The sequence below is a fragment of the Archangium violaceum Cb vi76 genome, from assembly GCF_000733295.1.
Classification (GTDB): domain Bacteria; phylum Myxococcota; class Myxococcia; order Myxococcales; family Myxococcaceae; genus Archangium; species Archangium violaceum.
Genome location: NZ_JPMI01000233.1, coordinates 117936 through 133882, shown reverse-complemented (window position 1 = coordinate 133882; position 15947 = coordinate 117936). Strand labels below are relative to the sequence as shown.

The 15947-nt window shown below is 70.3% G+C and carries 13 protein-coding genes and 1 pseudogene; 8 read left to right on the top strand and 6 right to left on the bottom strand.

Annotation, left to right across the window (positions count from 1 at the left end; genetic code table 11):
- The first annotated feature begins 34 nt into the window (after positions 1 to 34).
- The 5 genes from Q664_RS32245 (at position 35) to Q664_RS32225 (ending at position 6942) form a co-directional block, all read left to right on the top strand.
- Positions 35 to 985, top strand: a complete 951-nt coding sequence (locus Q664_RS32245; protein ID WP_043404143.1) for a hypothetical protein — start codon at positions 35 to 37, stop codon at positions 983 to 985.
- 106 nt (positions 986 to 1091) lie between these two features.
- Complete coding sequence (locus Q664_RS32240; protein ID WP_043404141.1) at positions 1092 to 2279, top strand: tetratricopeptide repeat protein; 1188 nt, start codon at positions 1092 to 1094, stop codon at positions 2277 to 2279.
- 64 nt (positions 2280 to 2343) lie between these two features.
- A complete protein-coding gene (locus Q664_RS32235) occupies positions 2344 to 4056 on the top strand; it encodes a GNAT family N-acetyltransferase (protein ID WP_043404139.1) in 1713 nt (570 codons plus the stop codon).
- Between the two features lie 131 nt (positions 4057 to 4187).
- Positions 4188 to 4913 (top strand): heme ABC exporter ATP-binding protein CcmA, encoded by a 726-nt coding sequence (ccmA, locus tag Q664_RS32230; protein ID WP_043404137.1) that lies wholly within the window; start codon positions 4188 to 4190, stop codon positions 4911 to 4913.
- A 10-nt stretch (positions 4914 to 4923) separates the two neighbouring features.
- The gene (locus Q664_RS32225) at positions 4924 to 6942 is read left to right on the top strand and encodes an ABC transporter permease subunit/CPBP intramembrane protease (protein ID WP_043404135.1); all 2019 of its coding nucleotides are present in this window, start codon (positions 4924 to 4926) and stop codon (positions 6940 to 6942) included.
- A 49-nt stretch (positions 6943 to 6991) separates the two neighbouring features.
- On the opposite strand, the gene Q664_RS61380 is transcribed toward Q664_RS32225, so the two are convergent.
- The 6 genes and pseudogenes from Q664_RS61380 to Q664_RS32195 form a co-directional block, all read right to left on the bottom strand.
- Positions 6992 to 7483, bottom strand: coding sequence for a hypothetical protein (locus tag Q664_RS61380; RefSeq protein WP_235216959.1), 492 nt, complete (start codon positions 7481 to 7483; stop codon positions 6992 to 6994).
- Between the two features lie 157 nt (positions 7484 to 7640).
- A pseudogene (locus tag Q664_RS63215) lies at positions 7641 to 7930 on the bottom strand (hypothetical protein); the annotation flags it as partial.
- 235 nt (positions 7931 to 8165) lie between these two features.
- Positions 8166 to 8852 (bottom strand): imm11 family protein, encoded by a 687-nt coding sequence (locus Q664_RS63140; protein ID WP_043404133.1) that lies wholly within the window; start codon positions 8850 to 8852, stop codon positions 8166 to 8168.
- A 30-nt stretch (positions 8853 to 8882) separates the two neighbouring features.
- Positions 8883 to 9779, bottom strand: coding sequence for a DUF2381 family protein (locus Q664_RS32205; protein ID WP_043404131.1), 897 nt, complete (start codon positions 9777 to 9779; stop codon positions 8883 to 8885).
- A gap of 24 nt (positions 9780 to 9803) precedes the next feature.
- Positions 9804 to 11462: a serine/threonine protein kinase gene (locus tag Q664_RS32200; RefSeq protein WP_052518934.1), complete on the bottom strand. Its 1659-nt coding sequence runs from the start codon at positions 11460 to 11462 to the stop codon at positions 9804 to 9806.
- Between the two features lie 107 nt (positions 11463 to 11569).
- A complete protein-coding gene (locus tag Q664_RS32195; RefSeq protein WP_043404129.1) occupies positions 11570 to 11911 on the bottom strand; it encodes a hydrogenase maturation nickel metallochaperone HypA/HybF in 342 nt (113 codons plus the stop codon).
- A 253-nt stretch (positions 11912 to 12164) separates the two neighbouring features.
- Here Q664_RS32195 and zwf point away from each other — a divergent pair, with 253 nt between their 5' ends.
- The 3 genes from zwf to gndA all read left to right on the top strand — a co-directional run bounded on the left by zwf (position 12165) and on the right by gndA (position 15909).
- Positions 12165 to 13709, top strand: a complete 1545-nt coding sequence (gene zwf, locus Q664_RS32190) for a glucose-6-phosphate dehydrogenase (protein WP_043404428.1) — start codon at positions 12165 to 12167, stop codon at positions 13707 to 13709.
- Positions 13706 to 14374, top strand: coding sequence for a 6-phosphogluconolactonase (pgl, locus tag Q664_RS32185; RefSeq protein ID WP_043404127.1), 669 nt, complete (start codon positions 13706 to 13708; stop codon positions 14372 to 14374). Before zwf ends, pgl begins: the two co-directional genes overlap by 4 nt.
- 113 nt (positions 14375 to 14487) lie before the next feature.
- Entirely contained in the window at positions 14488 to 15909 is a 1422-nt protein-coding gene (gene gndA, locus Q664_RS32180; protein ID WP_043404125.1) for an NADP-dependent phosphogluconate dehydrogenase, read from the top strand.
- The last annotated feature ends 38 nt before the right edge of the window (positions 15910 to 15947 follow it).

Sequence of the window (15947 nt, the reverse complement as noted above, 5' to 3'; positions counted from 1 at the left end):
GCCGCACTCGCCAAATCCCCTGGAGCCCCCCGTCATGACCTCGATCTCGCGTTCCGCTGAGTTCAACCGCTACCGTCCCGTGTCGCAGAGCCGCGCTGAGCCGGGTGCGGAGCGCAACCAGGCGTACCGCGAGGTTCAGCGTGACTTCCGCGCGGACAACAACCCGGCGCGCCAGGCGGACATCGACGCCGCCGTTGCCAAGCAGAAGCGTGGCGAGACGCTCAACCCGCACGAGCAGGGGCTGATCGACGGCCAGCGCCGCACCACCAGCACCACGCAGACCAACAGCCCCGGCCAGACGGCCACCCAGAAGACGCTCGAGACGAGCGGCTTCGAGCAGGAGCTGACCTCCGGCAGCGTGGGCGCGGAGTGGGCGGCCTTCCAGGGCTCGCACACCTCCGGTGATGTGAACGGCTCCTTCCACAACACGGTCGAGGGCCAGGCCCTGACGGCCGGTGCCAGCGCCAACGGCTCGGTGGCCTTCGATCCGGCCAACGGCAAGGTGATCGCCTCGGGCGGCGCCGAGGCCCAGGCCAACCTGGTGCGCGGCTCCGTCGAGGGCCACGTGGACAGCCCCGTGGGGAAGACCTCGTGGCAGGCCGAGGGCAACGTGGGCGCCGAGGCCAGCGTGCAGGGCCAGGTGGTGGTGGATCCGCTGCACGGTGACGTGGCGGCCACGGTGGGCGGCGAGGCGTTCGCCGGCGCCCGCGCCAGCGGCGAGGTGTCGCAGGAGATTGGGCCCGCCACCGCCACGGTGGGCGCGGAGGCCTTCGCCGGTATCGGCGCCGAGTTCGAGGCCAACGTGGGCCTGCAGGACGGCAAGCTGTCGGCCAACTTCGACGTGGGCGCCGCGCTGGGCATCGGCGGCAGCGTGGAGTTCGGCGTGGAGCTGGACGTGGGCAAGGCCGTGGACACCGTGAAGGACATCGGCGGCGGCATCAAGGACGCGGCCGAGGGCGTCAAGGACTTCGTCACCTCCTGGTAGTCCCTCGCGCTGACCGCTGTACCCAGGGGCCTCGCTTCGGCGGGGCCCCTTCGCGTTTCCAGCCCACGCTCGACAGCCCCCGGACCCTGGGGGACACTCCCACTCCATGAATCCTCTCGAGAAGCTCCTCGCGGCGGGGCAGCTGGCCCAGGCCCACGCGGAGGCGAAGAAGATCCTCGCCCGTCAGCCCACGAACCGGGACGCCCTGGTGGTGCTGGCCAGGTTGACCCTGCTGCAGGGCAATCTCCCGCAGGCCGAGGAGCTCATCACCAAGGCCGAGGCCCAGGGCCCCACCGGGGACACCCTGCTGCTGCGCGCGAACGTCGCCGCCCAGAAGGGTCAGCTGGACGTGGCCCTCAAGGCCTACCAGCAGGTGATGGCGAAGGAGCCCAAGCGCGCCGAGGCCCACTTCGGCCGCGGGATGATGCTCATCAAGCAGGACAAGACGGAGCAGGCGCTCGAGTCGCTCGCCAAGGCCGCGCAGCTCGACCCGGCCAACGCCGTCTTCCACTACCGGCTGGGGCAGGTGCAGCTGGAGGCGGGCAAGGACGCCGAGGGCCTCGCCACGCTGCGGCAGGTCATCTCCCAGCACCCCCGCTTCATGCCCGCCTACCTCAGCCTGTCGCACGCGCTCGCGTCGGGGGATGATCTGCTGGGGGCCAAGCGCGTGCTCGAGCAGGGACTCAAGGAGATTCCCCGCCACCCGCGCCTGCTCGGCACCCTCACCGTGCTGAGCATGGCGCTGCGCGACGTGAACGCCTCCTACAAGGCGGCCTCGGCGCTGGCGGCGAGCCGGCCCAGGGATCCGGACGCGCAGGCCAACCTGGCGCAGCTCATGCTGGCGCGCGGCCAGTACCAGCAGGTGCTGCACCTGTGCCGCACCATGGACTCGCTGGGCCTGGCCACCGAGTCCCTGAAGATGGCGGAGGCCACCTGCTACGAGGCGGAGGAGCCGCCCGCGTACGACAAGGCGGTGGCGGCCTACGAGGCGGGCATGGGCCTGGCGCCCGACGGCTGGCGTGCCGCCAACAACCTCGGCCAGCTGCTGCTGCGCATGGCCGAGGAGAACGGGGCGCAACACCTCACCCGCGCCCTCACCGTGTTGGAGGAGGCCGTCCGGCGTGCTCCCCAGCGGCCCGAGCCCCTGCTCAACCTCGCCCTGGCCTTCGCGCGGGCGGAACAGCCGGCCAAGGCGCGCGAGCAGGTGAAGAAGGTGCTGGCCCTGCCCCTGCCCGAGACGGACGAGGTGCGGCAGGAGGCCGCCCGCCTGGAGCAGGCGCTGGCGAAGGCCTGACCCCCTGGCGGCCCCGGCCAGGGGAACCGCCCGGGTGTAGAATCGGCCTCGACAGGAGGCCGGTATGAGGAGCGCGCTTCACGAGCGGTTCCGCACCCTGGGTGAGCGCTACCGCACCGAGCGTACGAAGCAAGGCCGCCAGCGGCGCGAGGGCGAGGCGGCGGCCCCGGGTTTCGATCGCGCGGCGTTCCGGTGGCTCGGCGACGCGGGCCTGTTCCGCGTGGCCCTGGAGCCCTCCCTGGGGGGCGAGGGGCTGCCGGGCGCGGTGCATGCGCTCGCGGGCTTCGCGGCGGGCTCGGGGGACCTCGGGCTGGCCACCTCGCTGCTCGCGCACCTCGTCTGCGTGCGGCTGTTGGCCCGGGCCGGCACGGAGGCCCAGCTCGCACGGCACCTGCCCCGGCTGCTGTCCGGCGAGTGGGTGGGCGCGGTGGCCAACACCGAGCCCCGCGCGGGCACGGACCTGCTCGCCCTGCGCGCGCGCGTGGTGCCCACGCCGGAGGGCCCGCGGCTGGACGCGCGCAAGTGCAGCATCACCAACGTGGGGCCCGCGGACCTGGCCATCGTCTCCGCGCGGCTGGGCGGCGTGCCTCCGGCCCACGCGGTGAACCTCTTCCTGGTGGAGACGGCCTGGCCGGGCGTGCACCTGCGCCCGGTGAGGGACCTCACGGGCCTGGCCACCTCCGCCACCGGCAGCCTCATCGCCCGCCGGGTGGTGCTGCCCGAGGACGCGCGGCTCGGCGAGCTGGGGGACGGCGTACGCCTGTTCCGCGCCACCTTCACCGAGGAGCGGCTGCTCACCGGGGTGCTGTACCTCGCGGCGGTGCGCCGTTGCCTGGAGCGCGGGCTGGCCCATGCGCAGTCGCGCCGCACCTTCGGCGAGCCCCTGGGACGCCACCAGTACATTCAAGAGCGGCTGGTGCGCATGCGCGTGGCCGAGGAGACGCTGGAGGCGCTGCTGGACGCGACGCTCGGCTCGCTGGCCCGGGGCGAGGAGGTGTTCGGCACCCTCTCCATCCTCAAGCTGCACGGCGTGGAGGCGGCGGTGGACGCGGCCCAGGGCCTCATCCGGATTCTCGGAGGCAAGGGCCTGCGCCGGGGTGAAGGCGCCGAGGGAATGCTGCGCGACCTGCTGTGCCTCTCCGTCTTCGGCGGCACCGTGGAGCTGCACAAGGTGGTGCTCTACAACGAGACGGTGAAGGCACGGGGGAGGGCCAAACCCACCGTCAGCGTGGGCGAGGATCTCGAGGTGCACGACACCCGGGAGCTGCCGCCCGGGCTGGAAGCGGAGCTGTGCGCCCTGGTGGCCCGCTGCATCCCGGGAGAGCCCGCGCTGCGGGGCCGCTACTACTACGACACGCGGCCGGACCTGGTGGTGACGGTGCGGCGGGGCGGAGCGCTCGCGGGCTTCCGCGCCGTCACCTTCCGCGAGGTGATGTTGGGCGGCCGGATGGTGAAGGTGGCGGGCCTGGGCATCGCCGTGGCGCCCGAGCACCAGCGGCGGGGACTGGGCACGCTCCTCACCCAACACGTGCTGGGGCTGCTCGCCGGGCGCGGCGTGGAGCTCGCCCTCGCCTTCCTCATCACCCGCGCCGGGGAGAAGCTGTTGCGCTCCTCCGGCTTCTCCCGCCTCGGCGCTCCGGTGACGTACCTCGCCCGGGACGACGGCCGGCTCGTCACCGAGTCCATGCCCGCCTACGCCCTGGCGCTCGGCGGCTCCGCGCTGCTGGAGGAAATCGAGGCCCGTGGCGGGCTGCACCTGGGCATCGGCGTCTGGTGAACAGGAGTCCCTCCGCCCCACGGCCCGCGCATTGACGCCGAGCAGGGGGGAGGCCTACCTCCTCCTCCAGGCACGACCCGTCAAGACACCTGGCGCTGAAACGGCCGTGCGGCGAGGTCCGGGGGGATGCCATGCTCGAAGCCCGGGGGTTGACGAAGCACTACGGAGACTTCACCGCCGTGAGGGAGGTGAGCTTCACGGTGGCCGCCGGAGAGGTGGTGGGGCTGCTGGGCCCCAACGGCGCGGGGAAGACGACGCTGTTGCGCATGCTGGCCGGCGTCCTGACGCCCTCGGGGGGCGAGGGCCTGGTGGACGGGGCCAGCACGGCGGCGGACGCCTTCCGCGTCAAGCAGCGGCTGGGCTTCCTGTCGGGGGACACGGCGCTGTCGCAGCGGCTGAGCCCGCGCGAGGTGCTCACCTTCTTCGGCCAGCTGCACGAGCTGGAGCCGGCACACCTGGAGCGGCGCACGGAGGAGCTCATCTCGCGCTTCGAGATGGGGCCCTTCGCGGACAAGCCCTGTGGGACACTGTCCGCGGGGCAGAAGCAGCGGGCGAACGTGGCGCGGGCCTTCCTGCATGACCCACCGGCGCTCATCCTGGACGAGCCCACCACGGCGCTGGACGTGCTCTCCGGGCGCTTCCTGCTGGACGCCCTCCGCGCGGCGCGGGACGCGGGCAAGGCCATCCTCTTCTCCACGCACGTGATGGGGGAGGTGGACTACCTGTGTGACCGGGTGGTGCTGCTGCACCAGGGCCAGGCGCTCGACCAGGGCCCCATCCCCGAGGTGTGCGCCCGCGCCGGAGTCCGCACGCTCACCGAGGCCTTCCTCCATTACCTGCCCTCCCGGTCCACCTGAGAGGTTTCGCATGCGCTGGTCCATCACCTCCACCCTCTTCCGGAAGGACTTGAGGGAAGCCCTGCGGGACCGGCGCACGCTCGCGCTGCTCGTCGGGGTACCGCTGCTGCTCTACCCGCTGCTGCTGGTGGGCTCCGCGATGGTGACCGGTGCGGCCACCCAGCAACTGTGGGAGCGGCCCTTGAAGCTGGCCCTCTGGGGGCCCGCCCCGGCCTGGCTGCTGGAGGAAATGGACGAGGCCGAGCTCGTGGAGTGGGTGGAGCGCCGCGACACGATTCCCGAGGCCCCCGGGCGGGAGGCGCTGGCGCTGCTGGAGGAGCGCCAGGTGCAGGCGGTGCTCGCGCTGAAGGGGGTGCCGGTGGAAGGGGGCGGGGAGAACCTCGACGTGGAGCTCTACGTCGACACGGGGCGTCCCGAGGCCGGGGTGGCGCACGGGCGGCTGCGGCGGGCGCTGGACCAGGTGGGGCAGCACACGGTGCGAGCGCGCTTCACGCAGCTGGGACTGTCCCCGGAGCTGGCCGAGCCCCTCCAGGTGAAGCAGACGGACTTCCGCTCGCCGGGCACATGGCTGGCGTGGGGGCTGCCGTACCTGCTGCTGTGCGCGCTGGTGATGTCGGGCTTCTACCCGGCCATCGACGTGACGGCGGGCGAGAAGGAGCGGGGCACGCTGCAGACGTTGCTGTGCGCGCCGGTGCGTCCGTTGGAGGTGGTGCTGGGCAAGTACGGCGTGGTGAGCCTCTTCACGCTGGGCGGGGCGCTGATGAACCTGGGAGCGCTGGGACTGGCCATCGCGGCCATCGCCGGAGGAGCGGTGGGCCAGGTGCAGGTGAGCATGGGCGTGCTGGTGGCGGTGTTCGCCGCGCTGGTACCGCTGGCGCTGCTGGTGAGCGCGATGATGCTCGCGGTGGGGGTGATGGCGCGCAGCTTCAAGGAGGGCCAGAACTACCTCACCCCGCTGCTGCTGTTGGTGATGGTGGCGGCCTATGCGGCCATCGTGCCGGGGCTGGAGCTGACGCCCACGCTGGCGCTGGTGCCGATCGTCAACGTGTCGCTGCTGCTGCGCGAGCTGCTGATGGCGAAGGTGTCGGCGGGGATTTTCGGGGTGGTGTTCACGAGCACGCTGGCGTGGGCGGTGGCGGGGCTGCTCCTCGCGGCGCGGATCTTCGAGAGCGAGCAGGTGCTGCTGTCGGGAGAGAAGCCGTGGAGGGACGTGTTCGGCCGGAAGGTGGGGCGGGGAGACCACTTCTCGCCCGGGAGCGCCCTGCTCTACTTCGCGGTGGTGCTGGTGGCCTCGCTCTTGGCGGGGGTGCTGCTGTGGAAGCGGCTGCCGCTGTGGGGCGTGCTGGCGGTGAGCCAGGTGGGCATCTTCCTTGCGGTGGCGGTGCTGTGGGTGAAGCGCTCGGGAGCGGACATGCGGGAGGTGTTCTCGCTGCGGCTGCCCACGGGGCGCGGGGCGCTCGCGGTGGTGCTGCTGGTGCCGGGAGTGCTCGGCCTGCAGGGGGTGCTGGGCCGGGTGCTGGAGGCCGTGTCGCCGCCGGGGACGGAGGAGTTCGCGCGGCTGATGGAGCTGCTGATGAAGGAGAGTGCCCGCTGGCCGCTCGCGTTGGCGCTGGCGGTGGTGGCGGTGGCTCCGGCGGTGTGCGAGGAGGCGGCCTTCCGAGGGGTGATGTTGTCGGGGCTGTCCCGCACGGGCTCGCGCACGGTGGCGGTGGTGGGAAGCGCGCTGACCTTCGGCCTGCTCCACATCCACCCGGTGCACGTGCTCATCGCCGCGGTGGTGGGGCTGGTGCTCGGCTACGCCACGCTGGGCACGCGCTCGCTGCTGGCCGGAGTCGTCCTCCACTTCGTCAACAACGCCAGCGGCGTGCTGTGGGCGCGGATGGAGACGCCGCCGGTGTGGACGCAGTCGTGGCAGGTGGCGCTCGCGCTGTGCGTGCCCGGGGTGGTGGCGCTGTGGCTGCTGCGCGGGGAGGCCACGGTGCCGGCCCCTGAACAGGCCGCGCCCGTGCCACTGCCCGAGGCGGACTGAGCGGCGAGGCGCGACGAGCCACGGAGTCTCAGGCTTGTCCGCCCGGAGTTCAGGAGGGAGGACCGCGCCTCAGGGGATCCCACGTGTACTCCTCCGTGGGAATCAGCTTCATGTTGGTGAAGCCATGCCGGGCGACGAAGTCCGCGAAGCGCTCCGAGGCAACCATGGTGCCGGACAAGCCACGGGGGATGAAGACGTCATCGCCATTCCAACTCCCCTGCTCGAGAGCAAATCCGTAGATGCCATCCACTCCGGTCAAGCGGCACCAATCACAGGAGATGGGCGCGGAGCGCCGGAAACGGCTGCGAGCCTCGTCCACCGCCGCACTGCCGAAGATGGGCGTGACCAGGAAATAACCAGGCACGATGGAAGGCTTGGGACCCCGGCGCTGCCTGCGCACCCGCCGCACCTCTACGGGGTGAAAGCCCTCCAACCCCCTGAGTCCCTCCGCACGAAAGGCCTCGGCGAAGCGCTCACTGACAAGCGAATTACCAACTCCCTCCGCGAAGTCGCCCAACTCCTTGCCATAGAGTTCCAACACGACACGGTAGGGGGGGAGCCAGGGCAGCATTCCAATGAATCTTCCGCACCGTGGACATCGAGGCGCCTCGCCTACGTCGTCGTCTTCGTCGACTCTGTAGAACTCGGTGTCGTGACTCTCCCACTTCTCATTGTCCAGAACGAAGAAGCGCGGGGAATTAGAGGACGCCATACCCATTGGGGAATCTCGCGAGCATGTCTGGCCGGGAATAGATCTCACGCAGGAAGGCTTCGAATTGCTCGCGAGTCGCGTCTTCGGTCTTGCGCAACCATGCTACCACCTCATCATCCACGTCTCGGTGCCACCGCTGATACCCGCAGTGTGATTCCTCGTCCTTGTGGCCCGGGCGACGAAACGCTCATCCCGAGCCTTGTAGAGCCCTCTGAGAACGGGGTGCGCTTTCAGGGCCCTGGCGATGCGCTTGGAAATGACGTGGTGATTCTGGCCCTTGCACTCGGGAGGCTCGGGTGAATCGGAGGACGCCTGCGTGGCTTCCTCCACCTCGGACTCCGACGCCCCTGACTCCTCGGCGCCTTGCCGCGCATGGGCGGCCTCCGCCACCTTTCTCGCCTCCTGCCTGGCCGCCGCCTCCAGAGCATCCGCCAGCTTCTTGTCCGTCTGGCGCAACGCCTCACAGGCCGTGGCCATCCCCTGAGAGGCCAGACCGATGTGCCAGGGAGACTCAGGCCTGTCCGCTGGCATCCGAGGGCGGCGGGCCGCGCCGCAGGGGATCCCACGTGTACTCCTCCGTGGGCGTCAGCTTCATGTTGGTGAAGCCATGCCGGGCCACGAAGTCCGCGAAGCGCCCGGAGACGACAATGGAGCCGGGCAGACCGCGGGCGGTAAAAATGTCATCGCCATTCCAGCTGTGCTGCTCGAGAACCACCCCGTGGATGGAGTCCACTCCGGTCTCTCGGCACCAGTTACAAGTGATGGCCGAGGAGCGCCGGATGCGGCTGCGGTGTTCGTCTACTGCCGCACTACCAAAGACGGGAGTGACCACGAAGTACCTGGGTGTCATGGGTGTCTTGGGACCACGGCGCTGCCTGCGTACTCGCAGCACTTCCACTGGATGGAAACCTCGCAAGCCAGTGAGCCCCTCCGCACGAAAGGCTTCAACCAGACGCTCGCTGATGAGGACTTCATCACCGACGCCTCTGACCAAATCGCCAGGGTCCTTTCCGTAAAGTTCCAATGTACCGCGATAGGGTGGCAACCACGGCAGCGAGCCGATGAAGTCTCTACACCGCGGGCATCTCGATGCTTCACCTACATTGTTATCAATGCCGGTGAACTCGACATCGTGACTCCCCCTTCTTTCATGCTTCAAAACGAAGAAGCGCGGCGATGTGGGGGATTCAATGGCCATTGGAGAACCATGCCCGTCCTGGAGCCCCGTCTACGGGAAGGTGACCTTGGGAAGGGTGATGGTGCGGCCCCGCTCGTCCCACAGCGTCAGCGTCAACTCGCCGCGAGCCTGCGCGTAGGACGCATCCACCTCCACGATGACCGGTTTGAGCTGGCCGGGCGCGATGTCCTCGTCCTGCCGGAACTTCAACCCCTTCATCTCCACGCCCCGCGCGTCCACCAGCGAGCCTCCGGCCACCCGCCACGGCTCCGGCCCTGAGTTGAGCAGCCACACCTCCGCCGCCACGGTCTTGTTGGCGCGGTAGCTGATCCCGCTCACCCAGGAGAGGCCTCCTTCCGGCTGCCCGGGCAACTCCAGGAGGATCGCCTGGGCCTGGACTCCGCTGGGCCCCATCGTCTTGCTGGCGATGAGGCTGCGCAATCCCCCCGACTGCTCGAGCATGGCCTGGGTTCTCGCCAGCGCTTCGCGCAGTTGTGCCGTCCTGGCGCGCTCTTGCAGCAATTCCCGCCGGAGCGACTCCCGGGTGCGCTCGTCTCGAGACACCTCCACCTGGTGGGTCGCCTGCCCCGAACGGCCCACCAGCATCAACGTGGTACCACTCGAGGCCGGTTCTCCCTCGAAGCGGACCGTGAGCCGCAGCCGTTCCCCCGCGCTCATCTCGGGGGGCGGCATCACCGTGAGCAGCTTGCGATCACGAACCACCGCCTCGAAGTGCACCTCGTCCTGCAGATCCACGCTCACGGGAGCGTCGAAGTGCAGGCTCGTCGTGAGCCCGGGACTGACACAAATCTCCCGGGCCGCGGCGGACGGCTCGAGTGCCAGCTCGATGCGCTGGACGTCCTCGCAGCGAGCCAACGGGGGTTGCTCCACGACGGCGCCTTGAAAGGGCAGGAGTGCCAGGAGGGACCAGAGCGGAGATGAGAGCACGGAAGACGTCCTCCAGCGCGGGGACTAGCGGAAGCTGAACACGGACATGATGCGGGGATCCCACCAGATGCGCGCTTCCTTCGCCGTGCTCCCCGGCCGCATCTCCCAGCCAACGCCCGCGGGAGACACCCACTCCAGGCAGACGGGCAGGATCTCCCCTCCTGGCAGGAGGGCCTCGCTGAAGCGGCCATAGACTCGCCCCGTCCCGAAGATGGCCTGGCCCCTGAAGCGGGTGTGCTCCGGAAGCTTTCCCCAGGTCCCCAGCATCTCGACGGTGACCTCGCCTTCGCGGATGACGGCGATCCGGGAGCTCCAGGAGTCGGGGAAGATGGTGGGCTGCACCTCTCCCGCGGGAATCTGGAACCGCTCGCGGGTGGCGGCGGCGCCGGGTGGGCACTCGGCCGGGGCGGGAGGCGGGCGCTGCGGCGGACCGCTCGCACAGCCGGAGCCAGCGAGGCAGCCGGCGGCGAGCAGGGAGCGGGTCTTCTGGGATTTCTTCATGGCGGGTTCCTCGCTTCGCGGCGTCGCACGGGCGACGGGCGCGGAAGTGGAAGGGGGTGACGCCTCGGAAGCCGCGCCCTGGCCAACGTCTCCCGTCGGATGAGCGGACGCGACTTCCTGGCGTGGGACAGCCTGTTGCGACGGGAGAGGGGTGGTGGACGCGGGACGTTGGATGGCTTCTGGAATCCGGGAGGCCCCCCACAGGACGCCCCCCAGCACGGCGGCGCCGAGCCCGGCAACCCAGGGCCATCTCCGTCCCTCCGGACGGGGACGTGGCACCGGAGCCGGCTCGGAGCGCTTCCCGCCGGGAAACAGCGGCACGCGCCAGGAGTCATCCGCCCGGGCCGCCGCGTCCTCCAGCGCGTCCTCGAGCGCCACGGCATCCGCGAAGCGGGCCTCGGGCGTCTTCTCCAACATACGCAGGCACAGCGCGCTCAGCGCCGGGGGCACCCGCGGGTTGAGCACCTGGGGAGCCGGTGGCGTCTCCTCGAGGATGACGCGCACCAGGCCCGGGTTCTTCCTGTCCCCGAAGGGCAGCTCGCGCGTGAGGAGCCAGTAGAGCATCACCCCCAGCGCCCACAGGTCGTCCGAGGGGCCGAGGGGATAGGGCTCGCCCTCCCACTGCTTCGCGAAGCGCAGCGCCTCGGGGCTGCGGTACTCCGGGGTGCCCGGCGGCAGTTGCATCGTCAGGCGCCGGGCGCCCTCGTACGCGGCGGCGCCGAAGTCCACCAGCACCGGCTGCCCGTCCGCCTCGCGCATGACGATGTTGGCTTCCTTCACGTCCCGGTGCACCACGCCCGCGGCATGCACGTCCGCCAGGGTGTCCACCAGCGGCACCAGCACCCGCTCCACCAGTTCGAGCGCGGACGGGTTCTCCTCGCGGACCCACACGTCCAGCGGGCGGCCCTCCACCAATTCCAGGGCCAGGACGAGGAAGCGGGGCGCGTCCTCCGGCCAGAGGCTGTAGCCGAGGAAGCCGACGACATTGGGGACCTGGGCCCGGCGCAGCGCGTCCACCTCGCGCTCGCTCCGGGGGCCCATGCGCACCAGCTTCACGGCGAAGCGGCGCCCATCCCGGGAGGCCCTGAAGACGGTGCCGAAGCTGCCGGTGGCGATCTCCCCCTCGAGGGTGAAGCCCGCCACGCGCCCGCCCACACCGGGCCCGTCCATCTCATCGTGCATCCACACCCACCTCCAGCGGTCAGGTTACCCGACCGGTGGGTGGGGGCCCCGGACGCACTGGGTAGGGGCTGTTTCACAGGACGTCTTTGAGAAGCCCGGTGGGAAGCTCAGTCCACCTCGATGGCGGTGACGGCCAGGCCCGTCTGCCCGAGTTGCTCGCCGTCGCCGCTGCCACACACGGGGCAGCGCAGCAGGTGGTGCTCGGGGGCGTAGGTGCGGCCACAGGTGCGGCAGCGCGCCTCCACGTGGATGAGGTGGAGCAGGAGCCGGGCCCCCTCGGCCGGCGTGCCCCGGGCGTGGGTGGCGAACTGGGAGGACAGCCGCTCCGAGGACAGGGACTCCGTCTCAGCCACCCAGCCGCGCACCACACGGATGCGCGAGGTCCGATGGAAGACGGACCGCTGGAGGACGGTGTCGAGCACCTGCCGGGCAAGCGCGGACTCGTACATGGGGACACTCTCGGGGGGAGGCGGGGCCTCCGGGGGGAAGGACGCGGGAGGAGTCCGTGCCAGCGTACGTGTCCGCCCCGAGGCGCCGCGAGCGGGGGGGACAAGGCACGTCATCCGGCCAACGGTTGCCCTCCCACATCCGGCACCGGACTGAGGGCTCGGCCGAGTGGGAGGGGGCATGTGACGACGTATTGATGCACCCGCGAGGAGCCGAGCGCATATGTTCCCCCGCATCCGCGTTCCGGAGGGTGACATGGACGAGCAGGGCGTACACATCGAGACCCATCCCCGCGAGGGAGATCCACTGCTGCTCGCGGGCAGGCCGGACCCCTGCGTCATGGTCCTCTTCGGGGCCACGGGGGACCTGGCGCAGCGCAAGCTCTTCCCGGCGCTCTTCGAGCTGGCGCGGCAGGGGAATCTGCCGGAGCACTTCGCGGTGGTGGCCTTCAGCCGCTCGGAGCACAACCTGGAGCAGTTCCGCGCGCAGGTGAAGGAGGGGCTGAAGAAGTTCGCCCGCACGCAGCCGCTGGACGAGGCCACGTGGGAGCGGCTGTCCTCGAAGCTGGAGATGATGACGGGGGCGTACGACGACCCGGCCTCCTACCAGCGCCTGAGAGAGCACCTGGAGCGGACCGCCGAGCGCTTCGGGACGCAGGGCAACCAGCTCTACTACCTGGCCACGCCGGCCTCCACGTTCCCCTCGTTGCTGGAGGGCCTGTCCAGCGCCGGGCTGCTGTACCGGGAGAGCGCCGGGGAGAAGCGGCCCTGGAGGCGGCTCGTCATCGAGAAGCCCTTCGGGAGGGACCTGACCACGGCGAAGGAGCTCAACCGGGCGCTGGCGGCGGTGCTGGACGAGAAGCAGATCTTCCGCATCGACCACTACCTGGGGAAGGAGACGGTGCAGAACATCCTCGTCTTCCGCTTCGCCAACGCCATCTTCGAGCCGCTGTGGAACCGGCAGCACATCGACCACGTGGAGATAACGGCGGCGGAGAAGATTGGAGTGGAGGGGCGCGGGCGCTTCTACGACGAGACGGGCGTCATCCGGGACATGGTGCAGAACCACCTGTTGCAGGTGTTGGCGCTGTGCGCGATGGAGCCGCCGGTGTCGTTCGCGGCGGAGGACATCCGGGACGAAAAGAACAAGGTGTTCCGCGCGCTGCGGCCCATGGTGGGGAGCGAGGTGGAGAAGTACGTGGTGCAGGGGCAGTACCGGGGCTACCGCGAGGAGCAGGGGGTGGCGAAGGACTCGAGGACGCCCACGTACGTGGCCTTGAAGACGTACGTGGACACGTGGCGTTGGCAGGGGGTGCCCTTCTACGTGCGCGCGGGCAAGGGCCTGAGCAAGCGGGTGACGGAGGTGTCCATCCACTACAAGTCCGTGCCGCACTGCCTCTTCAACACGAGCGACACGTGCCAGCGGTTGCAGCCCAACGTGCTCACGCTGCGCATCCAGCCGCGCGAGGGCATCGCGCTGAGCTTCGAGTCGAAGGTGCCGGGCGAGGACATCAACATCGCCGGAGTCACCATGGACTTCGACTACGCCAACAGCTTCCACAAGCCGGTGCCGGAGGCGTACGAGCGGCTGATGTTGGACTGCATGCGGGGCAACACGACGCTCTTCGCGCGGGAGGACAGCGTGGAGCAGGCGTGGGGGTGGGTGACGCCCATCATCGAGTCGCTGGACTCGGGGAAGGGAGGAGCGCTGCACACGTACGAGCCGGGGAGCGCGGGGCCGGACGCGGCGTCTGCGCTGCTGGGCCGGGACGGACGGCGGTGGATGGAGCTGAAGGGATGAGGCCGGCGCCCATCGTGGTGGAGAAGGAGGAGTTGGGGAGGGCGGGCGCGGACTGGGTGGCGCGGCAGCTGGTGGAGGCGGTGGCGGGAGGCCAGCGGGCGAGCCTCGCGCTGTCGGGCGGGAGCACGCCGGAGCCGGTGTACCGGGAGCTGGCGAAGCGGGACGTGCCGTGGGCGCTGGTGGACTTCTACTTCGTGGACGAGCGCTTCGTGCCGCCGGACCACCCGGAGAGCAACTACCTGTTGGCGGAGGAGGCGCTCTTCAAGCCGCTGGGGGTGGCGCCGCATCAAATCTTCCGGATGCAGGGAGAGCGGGCGGACCGGGAGCAGGCGGCGCGGGACTACGCGCGGCGGTTGCCGCCGGTGCTGGACGTGGTGGTGATGGGGATGGGCGAGGACGGGCACACGGCGTCGCTCTTCCCGGGGCACGAGGCGTTGAAGGAGGAGGAGCAGCGGGTGCTGGCGGTGGTGGGACCCAAGCCGCCGCCGTGGAGGATGACGCTGACGTTGCCGGTGCTGAGGTCGGCGAGGAAGGTGCTGGGGTTGGTGAGTGGAGCGGGCAAGCGGGACATGGTGCGCCGGGTGCTGGCGGGGGAGGACCTGCCGGCGGCGAAGGTGGAGCACGCGCAGTGGATGATGGACCGGAGCGCGGCGGGCCAGGAGTAACAGTCCCCTCCCCCGCCAATCACCCCTCTCCCCCCGGGAGAGGGACGGGGTGAGGGTATCGAGAACCCAGGGTTGGACGCCGTGAGCCCACGGCGGGCACAGGAGTCAACGCAATGACCACAGCACACGCGCAGTTCGGAGTGGCGGGGATGGGAGTGATGGGGCAGAGCCTGGCGCTCAACGTAGCGGACCACGGCTACCGGGTGGCGGTGTGGGACCGGCACCCCGAGCGCTTCGACGAGCTGCGCACGAAGGGCGCACCCGAGAGCCTGAAGGGCCACGCGAGGCTGGAGGACTTCGTGGCGGCGCTGGAGAGGCCGCGCCGCATCATGCTGATGGTGACGGCGGGGGCGGCGGTGGACTCGATGATGGAGAAGCTGGAGCCGCTGCTGCAGCCGGGGGACGTGGTGCTGGACTGTGGCAACTCCTGGTTCCAGGACACGCGCAAGCGCGAGGAGGCGTGGAAGCAGAAGGGGCTGAACTTCATGGGGGTGGGCGTCTCGGGTGGCGAGGAGGGAGCGCGGTACGGCCCGTCGATCATGCCGGGAGGCCCGGCCGAGGCGTACGCGGCGGTGCGTCCGGTGTTGGAGGCGATCGCGGCGAAGAGCGAGGCGGGGGTGTGCGTCACGCACGTGGGTCCGGATGGAGCGGGACACTTCGTGAAGATGGTGCACAACGGCATCGAGTACGCGGACATGCAGTTGTTGGCGGAGACGTACGACTTGCTGCGCCGTGGGCTCGGGCTGCCGGCGGAGCAGGTGGCGGACCTCTTCGCGAAGTGGAACGAGGGCATCGCCGAGTCCTTCCTGCTGGAAACCACCATCAAGGTATTGCGCAAGAAGGACGGGGAGACGGGCAAGCCGCTGGTGGACATGGTGTTGGACAAGGCGGGCCAGAAGGGGACGGGGAAGTGGACGGTGCAGGTGTCGCTGGACCTGGGGGTGCCGGTGCCGTCGATCGCGGGGGCGCTGGACGCGCGCAACCTGTCCTCGATGAAGGACGAGCGTGTGGCGGCGAGCCGCGTGCTGCCGGGACCGCAGGGAGAGGGCCTGTCGGCGGAGGAGAAGACGAACCTGGCGGCGTGGGCGCATGACGCGCTGTACGCGGCGCGGGTGGTGACGTACGCGCAGGGAATGCGGCTGATCCAGGCGGCGTCGAACGAGTACAAGTGGAACGTGTCGCTGGCGGAGATGGCGCGCATCTGGCGGGCGGGGTGCATCATCCGCGCGAAGCTGCTCACGCCGTTGCGAGAGGCCTTCGAGAAGAAACCGGACCTGTCGAACCTGATGTTGGCGGACAGCCTGGCGCCGGTGTTGGGGAAGATGGCGCCGGCGTGGAGGCGGACGGTGGGGGTGGCGGCGCGGCTGGGAATCCCAGTGCCGGTGTTCAGCGCGAGCCTGGCATACTTCGACAGCTACCGGAGCGCGGAGCTGCCGCAGAACCTGACGCAGGCGCAGCGAGACGCCTTCGGAGCGCACACCTACCAGCGCCGGGACAAGCCCGAGGCGGGCTTCGTCCACTCGGACTGGAGCTGAAATCAAGCGCTTCCAATTCCCCACTTCGCCCCAATCCC